The 13,925-nt window shown below is 71.5% G+C and carries 16 protein-coding genes and 1 other RNA gene; 7 read left to right on the forward strand and 10 right to left on the reverse strand.

Annotation, left to right across the window (positions count from 1 at the left end):
• Nucleotide 1: 1 nt before the first annotated feature.
• From OG329_RS31375 to OG329_RS31385, 3 genes are all read right to left on the reverse strand, one after another.
• A complete protein-coding gene (locus OG329_RS31375) occupies nt 2-334 on the reverse strand; it encodes a hypothetical protein (protein WP_405799755.1) in 333 nt (110 codons plus the stop codon).
• On the reverse strand, nt 331-546 hold the full coding sequence (locus OG329_RS31380; RefSeq protein WP_405799756.1) for a hypothetical protein: 216 nt from the start codon (nt 544-546) through the stop codon (nt 331-333). The genes OG329_RS31375 and OG329_RS31380 overlap by 4 nt, the downstream gene beginning before the upstream one ends.
• Nucleotides 547-634: 88 nt before the next feature.
• On the reverse strand, nt 635-1,888 hold the full coding sequence (locus tag OG329_RS31385) for a helix-turn-helix domain-containing protein (protein ID WP_405802118.1): 1,254 nt from the start codon (nt 1,886-1,888) through the stop codon (nt 635-637).
• Nucleotides 1,889-2,317: 429 nt separating this feature from the next.
• Between OG329_RS31385 and OG329_RS31390 the strand changes: the two genes are divergently transcribed.
• From OG329_RS31390 to OG329_RS31410, 5 genes are all read left to right on the forward strand, one after another.
• On the forward strand, nt 2,318-3,352 hold the full coding sequence (locus OG329_RS31390) for an ABC transporter substrate-binding protein (RefSeq protein ID WP_405799757.1): 1,035 nt from the start codon (nt 2,318-2,320) through the stop codon (nt 3,350-3,352).
• 111 nt (nt 3,353-3,463) lie between these two features.
• Complete coding sequence (locus OG329_RS31395; protein ID WP_405799758.1) at nt 3,464-4,300, forward strand: Nif3-like dinuclear metal center hexameric protein; 837 nt, start codon at nt 3,464-3,466, stop codon at nt 4,298-4,300.
• Complete coding sequence (locus OG329_RS31400; RefSeq protein ID WP_405802119.1) at nt 4,297-5,040, forward strand: zinc ribbon domain-containing protein; 744 nt, start codon at nt 4,297-4,299, stop codon at nt 5,038-5,040. Before OG329_RS31395 ends, OG329_RS31400 begins: the two co-directional genes overlap by 4 nt.
• Nucleotides 5,041-6,273 (forward strand): bifunctional RNase H/acid phosphatase, encoded by a 1,233-nt coding sequence (locus OG329_RS31405; RefSeq protein ID WP_405799759.1) that lies wholly within the window; start codon nt 5,041-5,043, stop codon nt 6,271-6,273.
• A 38-nt stretch (nt 6,274-6,311) separates the two neighbouring features.
• Nucleotides 6,312-7,157 carry a GNAT family N-acetyltransferase gene (locus tag OG329_RS31410; RefSeq protein WP_405799760.1) on the forward strand — a complete coding sequence of 282 codons (846 nt, stop codon included), beginning with the start codon at nt 6,312-6,314 and terminating at the stop codon, nt 7,155-7,157.
• Here OG329_RS31410 and OG329_RS31415 read toward each other — a convergent pair.
• Nucleotides 7,150-8,085: an SDR family NAD(P)-dependent oxidoreductase gene (locus OG329_RS31415; RefSeq protein WP_405799761.1), complete on the reverse strand. Its 936-nt coding sequence runs from the start codon at nt 8,083-8,085 to the stop codon at nt 7,150-7,152. The genes OG329_RS31410 and OG329_RS31415 overlap by 8 nt on opposite strands.
• A gap of 56 nt (nt 8,086-8,141) precedes the next feature.
• Here OG329_RS31415 and OG329_RS31420 point away from each other — a divergent pair, with 56 nt between their 5' ends.
• The gene (locus OG329_RS31420; RefSeq protein WP_405799762.1) at nt 8,142-8,825 is read left to right on the forward strand and encodes a TetR family transcriptional regulator; all 684 of its coding nucleotides are present in this window, start codon (nt 8,142-8,144) and stop codon (nt 8,823-8,825) included.
• Nucleotides 8,826-8,871: 46 nt separating this feature from the next.
• On the opposite strand, the gene eda is transcribed toward OG329_RS31420, so the two are convergent.
• From eda to OG329_RS31440, 4 genes are all read right to left on the reverse strand, one after another.
• A complete protein-coding gene (eda, locus tag OG329_RS31425; RefSeq protein ID WP_405799763.1) occupies nt 8,872-9,486 on the reverse strand; it encodes a bifunctional 4-hydroxy-2-oxoglutarate aldolase/2-dehydro-3-deoxy-phosphogluconate aldolase in 615 nt (204 codons plus the stop codon).
• 77 nt (nt 9,487-9,563) lie between these two features.
• Nucleotides 9,564-10,364 (reverse strand): peroxide stress protein YaaA, encoded by an 801-nt coding sequence (gene yaaA / locus OG329_RS31430; RefSeq protein ID WP_405799764.1) that lies wholly within the window; start codon nt 10,362-10,364, stop codon nt 9,564-9,566.
• A gap of 54 nt (nt 10,365-10,418) precedes the next feature.
• Nucleotides 10,419-11,249 (reverse strand): hypothetical protein, encoded by an 831-nt coding sequence (locus tag OG329_RS31435; RefSeq protein ID WP_405799765.1) that lies wholly within the window; start codon nt 11,247-11,249, stop codon nt 10,419-10,421.
• Nucleotides 11,246-12,010, reverse strand: a complete 765-nt coding sequence (locus OG329_RS31440) for a MerR family transcriptional regulator (protein WP_405799766.1) — start codon at nt 12,008-12,010, stop codon at nt 11,246-11,248. Before OG329_RS31440 ends, OG329_RS31435 begins: the two co-directional genes overlap by 4 nt.
• Nucleotides 12,011-12,105: 95 nt before the next feature.
• Here OG329_RS31440 and rnpB point away from each other — a divergent pair.
• An RNA gene (gene rnpB / locus OG329_RS31445) (RNase P RNA component class A) lies at nt 12,106-12,509 on the forward strand.
• A gap of 135 nt (nt 12,510-12,644) precedes the next feature.
• On the opposite strand, the gene OG329_RS31450 is transcribed toward rnpB, so the two are convergent.
• Both OG329_RS31450 and OG329_RS31455 read right to left on the reverse strand, forming a co-directional pair.
• Entirely contained in the window at nt 12,645-13,076 is a 432-nt protein-coding gene (locus OG329_RS31450; RefSeq protein ID WP_405799767.1) for a DMT family transporter, read from the reverse strand.
• A 47-nt stretch (nt 13,077-13,123) separates the two neighbouring features.
• Nucleotides 13,124-13,444, reverse strand: coding sequence for a DMT family transporter (locus OG329_RS31455; protein ID WP_405799768.1), 321 nt, complete (start codon nt 13,442-13,444; stop codon nt 13,124-13,126).
• Between the last annotated feature and the right edge of the window lie 481 nt (nt 13,445-13,925).

Here is a 13,925-nt window from a genome sequence, read left to right on the forward strand (position 1 = left end):
TTCAACCGTCCGCCGCCGCCACTGCCTCCACCGCTTTCTGCGTCACGCGGACGGTCTCCTTCCACTCGGTGGCGATCTCGCAAAGCGTGCCGGTGGCCCGGCAGACGGCGCACTTCTGGGTATGGGAGAGGAACCCGGTCCAGGCGAAGGCGTCGGCGGCGCGCTTGGAGTCCAGCCAGGCGGCGCGGATGCTCTCGGCCGTCAGGCAGACCACTCCGGGGGTGCGGCAGTGCGGGCACCTCTGCGAGTGGTTCACGTAGTCCGTGAGCGCCTGTTCGCCGACGGCTCGCAGCGCGGCCAGTTGGTCGTACGGGCTGAACGTCCCGGCGGTCACGTCGGCATCCGGCGGAGAGCGGCCTCGACGGACCGCAGGATCCCGGGCGTCGGCACGGCGTAGGTGTTCGGCACCCACGGCGGTACCTCGCGCTCCCAGAAGAACCCGCGATGCACCACCATCAGCTCACTGCCGGTGAGGGGTGGTTGGAGCGGGGGTGGCAGAGGCGTGCGTGACTCGTGGTCACGTGAGACGAGGTGGGTGTCGTACACGTCGATCACTCCTGCTGTCGCGGCGGCTTCGGGCCAACGACGTTAGGAGCGCCAGGACTTGACGGAGGCACAGATCGTGCCCCCTCGCTCACGCGGCGAGCAGACCCATCTTCACGGCGAGCGCGGACGCACGGCGCCTGCGGGCAGGGCTCTTCGACTCCGCCTCCTCCAACACGATCCGCTTCGCGTAGCCGTTGTACTTGATCGTCTCGGGTGCCGCCTCGTGCGCCTTGTCGAGTGTGGCCAGTGCGACGTCAGGCTGCCGGTCGAGGTGGTAGCCGCGCGCTTCCTCGATACGGTGCCGTGCCCTGCGCGGGCGGGACGGAATGGTCGCGGCGTCGGTCGCCGCAGCCTGCCGTACGGACTCGCCCCCCGCGTGAAGTTCCACGGCGACAGTCACCGCGTGGGCGCCCATGATCGACTGGGAGAAGGACGTGACCGGGTCGAAGTAGTCGGCCGGCAGACGCGCAGCCATGTCCCGTGCCTGGTCCCAGTAGCGCCATGCGGTACCCGTCTCACCCCGCCGTGCGGCCGTGTATCCGGCTTCGAAGGTGAGCGCTCCCGCGATGGCCAGCACGGGGTCCGGTGCGTCCGGCAGCAGGGGTTGCAGATACCGCAGACTCTCCAGATTCACCGCGTCGGCCGCGTCGAAGTGCGCGGGACCCGAGTCCCGGTGCGCCTGTGCGGCGAGCCATGCGGCTACGCCGATGGCGCGCGGATCCTCGGACTCCTGCGCGGCGACCAGGCCGCGTTCGGCGACCCGCCACAACAGGGGCGCGTCCGGCTGGTACGCGACGAAGAACTGCGCCAGCGAGTAGACCTCGGACAGCACGGCCTGCGCCGCGCGCCGGTCCACTGCCCGCTCGGCCTGCCGGACGCCCGACTGTGCGTCCCGGATCAGGTCGGGCAGCAGAGCCCCCACCACGTCCCGGTGGTTGGGCGCCGAGTGCCGTGCCGCCCACGCGCGGGCGAGCCGTGCGTGAAGGTGCGCGGTAGGCGGTGCCTGCGCCTGTGGCACGGCGAAGGGGTACGCGTCCACGGCCGCCCTGACGGCGGCGAGCCGTGGGTGCCCCGGACCGGCGAACAGATCTATCCGGACGCTCTCGTCCCCGGTGAGCTCGGACAGTTCCCGCACCCGCAGGACCTCGGCGATCCGCAGAATCACCGCGAGCTTGGGCGTCTTGAGCCGTCCGCTCTCCACACCCTTGACCCACGATCCGGTGCGCCCGAGCAACCCCCCGAGCTGGTCACGGGTCACGCCCTTACGCGTGCGCAGGATCTGAAGGCGCCGGCCGAAGACCAACGGGTCGGTGTAGGGGTCAGGGGTGGCATCTGGAGACATCACGGCCTTGCCTCTCCTCGCGCAGCTACGTCACAGCCAGAGTAGGGGCCAGGGCCCTTCTGCCGTGGTGCTGTGAGACGGACGCGCTCACATACGGACCGACGACGGACGCAAGACGCCGACCATGCGACTGCCGTCACCAGCAGGCCACTTGGCGACGCGGGCCGCTTCCGTCTCCGCTGCCGGTCGGTTCGGGCGTTGCTCCCCGGCGCGTGGGTGTGATCGCGCGCCGAACGCCACGAGACGCGGACCGATGTTCTCTCCGGTTGACGTGACGGCGGGCGGGTCCGGAGCGCTCCGCGCCGCCCCGCCCCCGGTACGCGCAGGGACCGGTACGCGCAGGGACCGGTTGTCGCGACGCGGGCCTGACCTGTTAGTTTCCTGTGGATCGCAAGTAAGGCACCCCTAAGTAAGACGCTTGGAGCGTAGATGTCCGTTCGACGTCGCGGCACCGCCGCACTGGTGGCCCTCGCCGCCGCCCTCTCACTCGCGGCCTGTGGAAGCGACGGTGGATCGGACCAGAAGTCGTCCCCCGGCGCCGGCGCCGACAAGAAGGCCGTCGCGCAGGGTGGTGAGGACTTCGCCGAGGCGGCCACCAAGACCGCGGGCTACGGCACCGACGCCAAGCCGGGTGAGTTCCCCCGTACCGTCACCCACGCCATGGGCGAGACCGTCCTCGAGGCGCGTCCCGAGCGCGTCATCGTCCTCGACGTCGGCGAGTTCGACAACGTCGTCTCCCTCGGTGTCGAGCCCGTCGGCTACGCGCCCACCGAGGGCGACGAGGGCATACCCGGCTATCTGAAGAAGGGCGCGGGCAGCCCGAAGAACGTCGGCACCATCAACGGGCTCAACCTGGAGGCCATCGCGGCGCTCGAGCCCGATCTCATCCTCGGCAGCCAGCTCCGTGCCGCCGACAAGTACGACGAGCTGTCGAAGATCGCGCCCACCGTGTTCTCCATCCGCCCCGGCTTCACCTGGAAGGAGAACTTCCGGCTCAACGCCGCCGCGCTCGACCGCGACGCGGCGGCCGAGAAGGCGCTCAACGCGTACGGCACGAAGGCCAAGGCGCTGTCCGCCGACATCGGCGCCGACAAGCCGACCGTCTCGATGGTGCGCTACATGCCGGGCAAGATCCGTCTGTACGCCAAGGCGTCCTTCGTCGGCACGATCCTCGACGACGCCGGTCTGCCACGCCCCGCGAACCAGCAGATCAACGATCTCGCCGTCGAGGTCAGCCCCGAGAAGATCGACGAGGCGGACGCCGACTGGATCTTCACCGGTGTGTACGGCGACCCCAAGGCCACCAAGCGGGACACCGCGCGTTCGAACCCGCTGTGGAAGAACCTCAAGGCCGTCGAGTCGGGCCAGGCCGTCGACGTACCGGACGAGACCTGGTACCTGGGCCTGGGCGTCACGGCGGCCGAGCTGGTGCTGGACGACCTGCGCGGGTATCTCGCGAAGTGACGCGGGGCGGGGCACGGGGCGGGGCAGGGGGCTGGGGCGCGGGCGCACGGCCTTCGCCGGGGCCGACCGGCCATGGTGGGAGCACCATGAGCGGCAGGTAGCCTTTGCCCCGTGCCCCGCCTGTCCGAAGTCCTCGCCCAGTTCGACGCCCTCTGGCCGCCCGAGCGGGCCGAACAGTGGGACGCCGTCGGCACCGTCTGCGGCGATCCCGACGCCCCGGTGACCCGTGTCCTGATCGCCGTCGACCCCGTGCGGCCCGTCGTGGACGAGGCCCTGGAGCTGGGCGCCGACCTGATCCTCACCCACCACCCGCTCTATCTGCGCGGGACGACGACGGTCTTTGCCGGCACCTTCAAGGGCCGCGTCGTGCACACGCTCATCAAGCACGACATCGCCCTGCACGTCGCGCACACCAACGCCGACAGCGCCGACCCGGGCGTCTCCGACGCCCTCGCCGGCGCGCTCGACCTGCGTGTCGTACGGCCCCTCGTGCCCGACCCGACCGACCCGGCGGGCCGCCGGGGTCTCGGCCGGATCTGTGAACTCGACCGCCCCGCCACCCTGCGCGACTTCGCCGCACGCGCCGCGCACCGGCTGCCCGCCACCGCGCAGGGCATCCGCGTGGCCGGCGACCCCGACACCGTCGTGCGTACCGTCGCCGTGAGCGGCGGATCCGGCGACAGCCTCTTCGACCACGTACGGGCTGCGGGCGTGGACGTCTTCCTCACCGCCGACCTGCGCCACCACCCGGTCTCCGAGGCCACGCAGCACTCACCGCTGGCGCTGGTCGACGCCGCGCACTGGGCCACCGAGTGGCCCTGGTGCGAACTGGCGGCCACCCAGCTCGACGAGATCTCCGACCGCCACGGCTGGGACCTGCGGGTCCATGTCTCGAAGACGGTCACCGACCCCTGGTCCTCCCACCATTCCTCAGGAGCCCCCAACTGAACGCCGAACCCGCCGACCAGATCCGACTCCTCGACGTCCAGGCCCTCGATCTGCGGCTGACGCAGATCGCCCACCGGCGCGACTCGCTGCCCGAGCACGCCGAGATCGAGTCTCTGAACAAGGACCTCACGCAACTGCGCGACCTGCTGGTCGCCTCGCAGACCGAGGAGAGCGACACCGCGCGCGAGCAGACGAAGGCGGAGCAGGACGTCGACCAGGTCCGCCAGCGCTCCGTACGCGACCAGCAGCGCCTCGACTCGGGCGCCGTCACCTCGCCGAAGGACCTCGAAAGCCTTCAGCGCGAGATCGTCTCGCTCGCCAAGCGCCAGGGTGACCTGGAGGACGTCGTCCTCGAAGTCATGGAGCGCCGCGAGGCCGCGCAGGAGCGCGCCGCCGAGCTGACCGAACGCGTCTCCTCCGTCCAGGCCAAGTCGGACGACGCGGTCGCGCGCCGCGACGCCGCCGCCGAGAAGCTTGCCGCCGAGGAGTCGACGGCGACCAAGGAGCGCGAGAGCGTCTCGGCGACGATCCCCGCCGACCTCCTCAAGCTGTACGAGAAGCTGCGCGTGCAGCAGGGCGGCGTCGGCGCCGCGCGCCTCTACCAGCGCCGCTGCGAGGGCTGCCGGCTGGAGCTGAACATCACCGAGGTCAACGAGGTCAAGGCGGCGAGCCCCAGCACCGTGCTGCGGTGCGAGAACTGCCGCCGCATCCTCATCCGTACCGCCGAATCGGGTCTGTAGATGCCGAAATTCGTCGTCGAGGCGGACGGCGGGTCACGGGGCAACCCGGGCCCGGCGGGTTACGGCGCCGTCGTCATCGACGCGGTGACCGGCGAGACGCTGGCCGAGGCCGCCGAGTACATCGGCGTCGCCACGAACAACGTCGCCGAGTACAAGGGTCTGATCGCCGGGCTGAAGGCCGCGAAGGCGCTCGACCCGGGCGCGGACGTACACGTCCGCATGGACTCCAAGCTCGTCGTGGAGCAGATGTCGGGCCGCTGGAAGATCAAGCACCCGGACATGAAGCCGCTGGCCGCCGAGGCAGGCCGGATCCTGCCCACCGGGCAGGTCCGCTACGAGTGGATCCCGCGCGAGAAGAACAAGCACGCCGACCGGCTCGCCAACGAGGCGATGGACGCGGGCAAGAAGGGCAAGCAGTGGGAGCCGTCGCGGTCGACGGCGGAGCTGAGCGCGAAAGCGCGCCCGGCCGCTCCCGCCCCCGAGGGGCCGCCCGGCGACGCGGCGGCCGGCGCGGCCAAGGCGCGCGCGGCGCTGGCCGCCTCGTACGAGCTGTCCGCCGCCGTCCCCGAGCAGGCCGCGCCGCCCGTCGGCTGGGGCGCCGCCGACCTCGCCGCGCCCGCCACGTTCGTCCTGCTGCGGCACGGCGAGACCGCCCTCACCCCCGAGAAGCGCTTCTCGGGCAGCGGTGGCGGCGACCCGGAGCTGTCGGCGGTCGGCCGCCGGCAGGCGGACGCCGTCGCGACGGCGCTCGCCGCGCGCGGCACGATCCAGGCCGTCGTCTCCTCGCCGCTGCTGCGCTGCCGCGAGACGGCGGGCGCCGTCGCCGGCCGGCTCGGACTGGACGTGAGCGTCGAGGACGGGCTGCGCGAGACGGACTTCGGCGCCTGGGAAGGGCTGACGTTCACCGAGGTCAGGGAGCGGTACGCGGACGATCTGAGCGCCTGGCTGGCCTCGCCGGACGTGGCGCCCACGGGCGGCGGCGAGAGCTTCGACTCGGTCGCGAGGCGCGTCGCCGCCACGCGTGACACGCTGCTGGCGCGGTACGCGGGCCGTACGGTGCTGGTCGTCACGCATGTGACGCCGGTGAAGACCCTGGTGAGACTGGCGCTGGGCGCGCCGCCGGAGTCCTTGTTCCGGATGGAACTGTCGGCGGCGTCGCTGTCGGCGGTCGCCTACTACGCGGACGGCAACGCGTCGTTGCGTCTGCTGAACGACACGTCGCATCTGCGCTGAGCGGACGGGGTGAGCGGGGTGAGCGGGGGAGTGGTCCGGTGGGCTGGCAACTGACCGAGGACGTCGAGGAGTTCCGTACGGCGGCCGACGCGTGTCTCGCGCGGGAGCCCGCCCGTTCGACGCTGCTGCTGACGATCAGCGAGTCGCTGCGTACCAACGGGGCCACGCCTCCCGCGCGGTTCGGCTACTGGCGCGAGACCGAGACCGAGGACGCCCGCGCCCCGGTCCGTGCCTGCTTCGTCCAGACGCCGCCCCTGCGCCCGCTGCTCGGTCCGATGCCGGACCGGGCGGCGCGTGAACTCGTTCCCGTACTGCGCGCCGTCGACCCGGAGTTGAACTCCGTGCACGGCGAGAACGCGAGTGCGCGGGCGTTCGCCGCCGAGTGGACCGGGCGGGCGGACGGCTGGCAAGTCTCGCACCGGGTACGGCTGCTGCGCCTCGGCGAACTCACCCCGCCGGACCCCGCCCCGGCCGGCCGGGCCCGGCTCGCCACCCACGGCGATCTGCCGCTCGTCACCGAGTGGATGAGCGCCTTCGCCGCCGACACCGGCCAGTCGGGCGGGGACCACGCGCGGGCCACGGCGGAGCGCGTCGCCGCGGGGCGGCTCTGGGTGTGGGACGTCGCGGGCGCTCCCGTATCGATGGCGTCGGTCTCGCCGGTCGTCGCGGGCCAGGCGCGGGTGGCACCCGTCTACACACCGTTGCGGTTGCGCGGACGCGGCTACGGGGGCGCGGTCACTGCGGCGATCAGCGGGGCGGCGCGGCAGGCCGGGGCCGAACAGGTGGTGCTTTTCACGGACTTGGCGAATCCGACGAGCAACGCGCTCTACCGGCGGCTGGGATACCGGCCGCTGACGGACAGTCAGGTCATGACCTTCACATGAGCCGCGCGCACAGGTCACCCACCGCCGTGCGTATCCGCTCGTCGCGCACGAAGGCGGGCCAGGGCACCCGCTTCCCCTTGGTGTTGAAGTAGGCACCGGTCACCCCCTCGACCTCGGGGCCGGCCGCCAGAAGGATGCTGGACCGGGCGGGCTTGGCCAGGTCGGACAGCAGTACGGGGCCGAGCACCCGCAGCAGGGGCGCGAGCGGCCGGTACACCAGGGGGAAGGCGCTGGGCGCCATGGCCCTGTTGCCCGGTGTGTACGCGTGCCCCGGATAGGCCACGTTGAGGGTGACGCCGGGGGCTGTGCCTTCCGTGTTCCCCGTCAGGCGTCGCGCCAGGTCGTAACTGACCGCCATCAAGGCCGCCTTGGTGTGGTTGTACTGGCTGAACGTCCAGCCGACGTAACCCTTCTCGGCCTGGAGGTTGTCCGGGTCGACCGGTCCGCCGGGGATGCCGCCGGTGATGTTGACGACGCGGGCCGAGGGCGCCGCGCGCAGCAGGGGTTCGAGGAGCAGGGTGAGGGTGTACGGCGCGAGTACGTTCGCGGCGAAGGCCAACTCGACGCCGTCCGAAGTGAGTTGGCGCGCCGCTGGATTCATGCCGAAGTTGTTGATCAGGACGTCCAGGCTGGTGTGCCGTTCGGCGACGGTGTCCACCAGTTGGCGCAGGCCCCGCCGTACGGTCAGATCCACCGCGACCGACTCCGCGCGGTCGGTGCCGATGTCGTGGTTGATCTCCGCCGCCGCCGATTGGGCACGTGCGGGGTCGCGGCCGACGAGTACGACGCGTGCGCCGAGTCTCGCCAGACCGCGCGCGGTCTCCTTGCCGATGCCACCGGTGCTCCCGGTGACCAGGACCGTCCTGCCGAGCATGGTCGTGGCCGTGGTCGTGGTGGGCGTCATGGCTGCCTCTCCCGTCGCATTCATGTCGTGTCACCTGGTGACATTATAGGCAGCCGGTGATGCAAAGTAGACTCGGGTGCATGAGTGCGAGTGCGAGTGCGAGTGCGAGTGCGAGTGGTAGTGCGGGCGCGAGTGGCGAGAACGACGGCGGACTGCGGGCGCGCGCCAGGCGCGCGATGCAGGCGGAGTTGACCGAGCTGGCCCTGGGGATGTTCGTCGAGCGCGGCTACGACGAGACGACGGTGGACGACATCGCCCGCGCGGCGGGCCTGTCCAAGCGCAGCTTCTTCCGCTACTTCCCGTCCAAGGAGGACGTGGTGTTCGGCGGCGTGGACGCCACCGCCGCCCGGGTGGCCGACGCCGTACGGGCGCGTCCCCGCGACGAATCGCCCTGGGAGTCGCTGTGCGCGGCGCTGCGCGAGTGGCAGGGGGACATCCACGCGGCGGAGGGGGAGCTGGCGGGGCTCGCGCTGATCGAGTCGACCCCGTCCCTGCGGGCCCGACTGCACAAGAAACGCGACGAGTTGCGCCGCGAGGTGAGTGACGCGCTGAGGCAGCGGCCGGGTGTGTCGCTCGACCCGTTCGCCTCGGATGTCCTGACGGCGGCGGCGGCGTCCGCGCTGGACGCGGCGTCACGGGAGTGGCTGCGGGTAGGCGGCGCGGCGGACCGGGGTGAGCTGCTGACGGAGGCGCTCGCGCTGCTGTCCAGGGGCGGGGGCGTGCTCAGTGGCCGGCCGGGCTCATCACGTTCGTCCGGCGATTGAGGACAGCACCGGCCGCGACGGGGCCCATGCCTTGCCGGGCCGCCCGTCAGCGCAAGGCCGCCGCCTCGCGGGCCAACTTCTCCACCCGGCCCCAGTCCTTCGCGGCGATCGCGTCGGCCGGCAGCATCCAGGAGCCGCCCACACAGCCCACGTTGCCCAGCGCCAGATACGACCCGGCCGACGCCAGGGAGATCCCACCCGTCGGGCAGAACCGCGCCTGCGGCAACGGCCCCGACAGCGCCTTGAGATACGCCGTACCGCCCGCCGCCTCAGCCGGGAAGAACTTCATCTCCGTCAGCCCGCGCTCCAGCAGCGCCACGACCTCCGACGTCGTCGAGACACCCGGCAGGAACGGCAGCCCGGACGCCACCATCGCCTCCAGCAGGGTGTCCGTCCAGCCGGGGCTGACCAGGAAGCGCGCCCCGGCGGTCACCGCGTCGGTCACCGACCGCGCCGAGATGACCGTCCCGGCGCCGACCACGGCGTGCGGCACCAGAGTGGAGATCGCCCGGATCGCCTCCAGCGCGACCGGGGTGCGCAGCGTTACCTCGATCGCGGGCAGTCCGCCCGCCACGAGGGCGCGGGCCAGCGGTACGGCGTCGGCGACGTCGTCCACGACGACGACAGGGACAACGGGGGCGAGGTCCAGCACGGAGGTCATGCCGCCATCCTGCCGCGCCGCCCACGCTCCGCGCAACGAGCGTTGCGCCCTGCGCAACGGATGCCCGGCGGCACCTCTCAGTGGATCTCCCGCACCACCACGTCCAGCGCCCACGACCGCCCCGCCCCGCCGGGCGCCGCCACCTCCACCACGTACCCCAACTCGCGCAACATCTCCACCAGTTGCTCCGGCTTCCGCGGCTTCGCACCCGCCATGAGCAGATCCCGGACCAGCCGCCCCTTCGTGGCCTTGTTGAAGTGGCTGACCACCGAACGCTTCTCCACGCCGTCCACGAACTGCGCGTGCAGGACGCGCACCGTCGCCGTACGGGCGGCGACATCACCCATCGGCTTCCAGGCCGGCGCGTACGACGACGAACGCAGGTCCAGTACGAGCCCGGCCCCGGCCACCTCGGGCAGCACCGGGGCCGTCGCCCGCCGCCAGTGGGCGCCCAGCGCGCCGATACCCGGCAGCTTCACGCCCATCGAGCAGCGGTAGGACGGAATCCGGTCGCCGATCCGCACCGCGCCCCACAGCCCGGAGAAGACCAGCAGCGCCTTCCCGGCCCGCCGCCGCGCGGCGGTGTCCAGCGTGGCGAGGTCGAGCGCGTCGTACAGCACACCGGTGTAGATGTCCCCGGCCGGACGTGTGCCCGCGGTGCGCAGCTCCACGTTCTTCGCGATCTCGCCGCGCAGGCCCTCACTCAGCCCCAGGACCTCCGCGGCCTTCTCCTCGTCGGCGGCGCACAGCTCGACCAGCTCGTCCAGCACGGCGGCCCGCGCCTCGGCCAGTTCGGGCAGTGACAGCGACTCCGGCTTCAGCGGAGCCCCGCGGCCGGAAGCGGCCTTGCCTTCCGACGGTGGCAGCAGCACGAGCACGGTGGTTCTCCTCAAGGACGTACGGACGCGGGGGTGCGGCCCCCGGCCGCCAGGTTAAGCGACGCCGCGCGCGATCCCGTCCTTCGTGAGCCGGGCCACGAGCGCCGCCGGGTCGTCCGCGTGGAATCGGACCGCCGTCGCCGTGCCGCGTCCGCCCATGGGACGTACGAAGCCGACCGGCTCGGCCAGGTCGACCCGTACCGTCGTCTGGCCGCCCACGATCAGATCGAGCGTTCCGCCGGGCTCGTCGATCTTGACCAACGACCCTTCCGGGTAGCGGCGTTCGACGCGTACGGAGGTGATCTGACCGCTCTCTATCGGCATGTCGAACAGCGCGCCCCAGCGCACCCGCAGCGACCCGTCGGCGCCCACGACATGCGGCCGGGTGACGCAGGCCGCGTGCAGCGCGAGCATCATCAGCACGCCGTACACATCCAGCACCAGCATGATCATGTGCACCAGCGGCCACGGGATGAGCACCGCCAGCGCCACCGTCTCGACCACGGACACGAAGAGGAAGCCGTACATCATCGCCGTCTGCGGACCGGTGTACGCGGCGGCGAGATCGCCCTCGCGTACGCCGTGGGTACGCCGGGCCACCCACCGTACGAGACTGGTCATGCCCCGCATCTCGTTGACGAGCAGCCGGCGCACGGTGGGCGGTACGGCGGCCTCCACGGCCCGCGCGAGGGCGGCCCGGCGCTCGGCTCCGGCCAGGCGCGCCGCCCTGTAGTGCCGGCGTACGAGAACGGCCTCGACCGCCACCATCGTGAGCACGACGGTCTCGGCGGCCCAGATCACCGGCGCCGGGACGGCGACGCCCGCCAGCAGACACACGACCAGTGTGATCTCGGCGGGCACCAGCACCCACAGGACCTTGTTCATCCCGCTCCCTCCCCGTCGGTCCCGTCCATTCCGTCGATCCGCTTCGCGAGCGCCTGTGCCACCAGTCGCGCCACCTCGCCCTGGGCGGGGGTGAAGTCCGCGAGGAACGCGTCGCCGAACCCCTCCAGCACGGGGCCGTCCGCCGCCGACATCGCGGCCAGCACCTCGTCCGGGATGGCGGCCGTCAGCGCGGCGGCGAGCGGTCCGACGCGCGGGTCGTCCGTCGCCGCGTCGGTGAGCGCGTCGAGGCGGTGGTAGAGCGCGAGGACGTCCGGGTCGTGTGCCAGGGGGTGCAGGGCGTCGTAGACGGACTCGTCGCCGCCCACGGTGTCGAGCAGCGTGAGGAGTTCGCGGTCCTTGGCCGCCATCGCCGAGGTGGTCCGCGGCATGGCCCCCAGCAACCGCGCCAGCGCGGGCGACACCGGCCCCTCGGGAGGCAGCGTCCCCGCCATCAGCTCGGCGAGCCTGCGCCGTCTGGCCCGGATCTCCTCCTCCTGCCGCGCCAGATCGGCGTCCAGCTCACCGAGCACTTCGGCCAGCTCCCGCCCGGCGTCGTCGGCGAGCACGTCCCGTACCTCGTCCAGACTGAGCCCCAGCTCCGAGAGCCGCCGGATCCGGGCGAGGAGGACGGCGTCGCGCACGGTGTAGACGCGGTATCCGTTGGACCGCCGCTCGGGCTCGGGCAGCAGCCCCAGGTGGTGGTAGTGCCGCACCGCCCGCGAGGTGACCCCCACGAGGGCGGCGATCTCTCCGATTCGCATGAGCCCAGTAGAAACCCTGACGCTGCGACAAGGTCAAGGACGATCGCCCGGCCGGGCGGGCACTGCCGGGCGGGTATCATGACGATCACGGCAGACGAGCCGGGCGGACGGCCGCGTGAGGATCCTCAAGGGTCTTCCCGAGGAACGTCCGGACTCCACAGGGCAAGGTGGTGGGTAACGCCCACCCGGGGTGACCCGCGGGACAGTGCCACAGAAAACAGACCGCCGGGGGCTTCGGCCCCCGGTAAGGGTGAAACGGTGGTGTAAGAGACCACCAGCGCCTGAGGTGACTCAGGCGGCTAGGTAAACCCCACTTGGAGCAAGGTCAAGAGGGGCCGTCGCGAGACGGCCCTGCGCGGACGTTCGAGGGCTGCCCGCCCGAGTCCGCGGGTAGACCGCAAGAGGCCGACGGCAACGTCGGTCCTAGATGGATGGCCGTCTCCCCGGCCGCCGCGAGGCGACCGGGCGACAGAATCCGGCGTAGAGCCCGACTCGTCTGCCGCCCACGGCCTTTGACCAGCGAACCCACTGGTCCTCAGGCCCCTTTCGCGGCAGATCCGAGGCTCGGCCGGGACACGCCTTAGCTTCAGCGCAGTTCCGGGACAGGCGCGCGGCCGACGATCCGGCATCGGCGTCACACTGTCTGGGTGTCCCGCGTCCTGCCTGTGACCTCCTGGCCGCTGCCCCGCGAAGCGTCGACGGTCGTCGGAGCGCCCTTCTGCCTGTCACTGAGCTTGAGCCAGACCACGCCGGAGATGATGACCGCCAACCACAGGGCTTTGGCCGGGGTCAGCGTTTCGTCGAAGAAGAGGGGACCGAACAGCGCCGCCCCGACTGCGCCGATGCCGGCCCAGACGGCATAGCCGATGCCGACGTCGATCGTGCGGAGTGCGGCGCTCAGCGCGTACAGCGTCAGAAGGAAGAACACGACGGCGACCAGTGACCACGGCAGGATGGTGAAGCCCTGGCTGCCGCCCACGGCGAGCGCGTAGCCGATTTCGAATCCGCCGGCGAGCAGGAGCATGAGCCAGGAGCGAGCCGGGGTGGGAGTGCTGTTGTCGGACATGTGCGTGAGTCCCTTCGGGGAGAAGAAGTCGGGTGGCGGCGGTTCGCTCAGGCGGCGCCGCTGAGCTGGAGGCCGACGACCCCGGCGATGACGACGACGATCCCGAGTCCCTTGCGCCAGTCCAGGCGCTGGCCGAAGAGCAGAACTCCGAGAACGGTGATGCCGACACCGGCGACGGACGTCCAGAGGGCGTAGCCGACACCGACATCGAAGGTCAGCAGCGCCTTGCTGAGGAAGAAGGTCGCGATGGCGCCGCTGATCAGCGTCGTGGCAGTCCACTTGCGGTTGGTGAAGCCTTCGGCCTTGCCGGCCGCGATGGCGACGGCGACCTCGAAGATGACGGCGATGGCGAGGTAGAGCCAGTGCATGAGTGGTCCTTACGGTCGATGACGGGCGGTGCCCGCGGGGTTTCGCGCGGCGCGGTTCATGGCGGCGGCGGCCTGTCGGCGCCGTAAGCGGTGGTGCGTCAAGTCCCTTCTGGCGGTGGTGCCTTGCTCGGTCGCGTCGCTGCCGCACGCGGCATCGGGCGTGTGGTGTGCCCGAGCGGCTCGGAGGACGTACGGGGAGTGCTGTTTCCGATAGCCGCCAGAGTGACTCTATCAAGATGTTGCTTGTACGTGCAAATAGATTGAGAGGGGTAACTCCCTATGTGCAGAGGTGGAGTCGAGGAAGAGGTTGCATGGTCATGTATCGACCGGATCTTCGGGACTGGGCACCCGCCTGTGACCAACTGACGCGGTGGGTCCGGGCCGGATCGGGGGTGTCGAATCCCGCCGCCTCCTGCTCGTTCGGCACCACCGGTTCCGCCACCAGGCCCTTTTTCGGCGGTCGCGGACAGGACGCGGGACA

The sequence above is a fragment of the Streptomyces sp. NBC_01506 genome (assembly GCF_045040295.1).
GTDB lineage: Bacteria > Actinomycetota > Actinomycetes > Streptomycetales > Streptomycetaceae > Streptomyces.

Coding starts and splice junctions, on each gene's coding strand:
- OG329_RS31435 (WP_405799765.1), bottom strand. CDS start 11,249: ATGAACAAGGTCCTGTGGGTGCTGGTGCCCGCCGAGATCACACTGGTC.
- OG329_RS31415 (WP_405799761.1), bottom strand. CDS start 8,085: ATGAATGCGACGGGAGAGGCAGCCATGACGCCCACCACGACCACGGCC.
- eda (WP_405799763.1), bottom strand. CDS start 9,486: ATGACCTCCGTGCTGGACCTCGCCCCCGTTGTCCCTGTCGTCGTCGTG.
- OG329_RS31390 (WP_405799757.1), top strand. CDS start 2,318: ATGTCCGTTCGACGTCGCGGCACCGCCGCACTGGTGGCCCTCGCCGCC.
- OG329_RS31450 (WP_405799767.1), bottom strand. CDS start 13,076: ATGTCCGACAACAGCACTCCCACCCCGGCTCGCTCCTGGCTCATGCTC.
- OG329_RS31455 (WP_405799768.1), bottom strand. CDS start 13,444: ATGCACTGGCTCTACCTCGCCATCGCCGTCATCTTCGAGGTCGCCGTC.
- OG329_RS31405 (WP_405799759.1), top strand. CDS start 5,041: ATGCCGAAATTCGTCGTCGAGGCGGACGGCGGGTCACGGGGCAACCCG.
- OG329_RS31385 (WP_405802118.1), bottom strand. CDS start 1,888: ATGTCTCCAGATGCCACCCCTGACCCCTACACCGACCCGTTGGTCTTC.
- OG329_RS31420 (WP_405799762.1), top strand. CDS start 8,142: ATGAGTGCGAGTGCGAGTGCGAGTGCGAGTGCGAGTGGTAGTGCGGGC.
- OG329_RS31440 (WP_405799766.1), bottom strand. CDS start 12,010: ATGCGAATCGGAGAGATCGCCGCCCTCGTGGGGGTCACCTCGCGGGCG.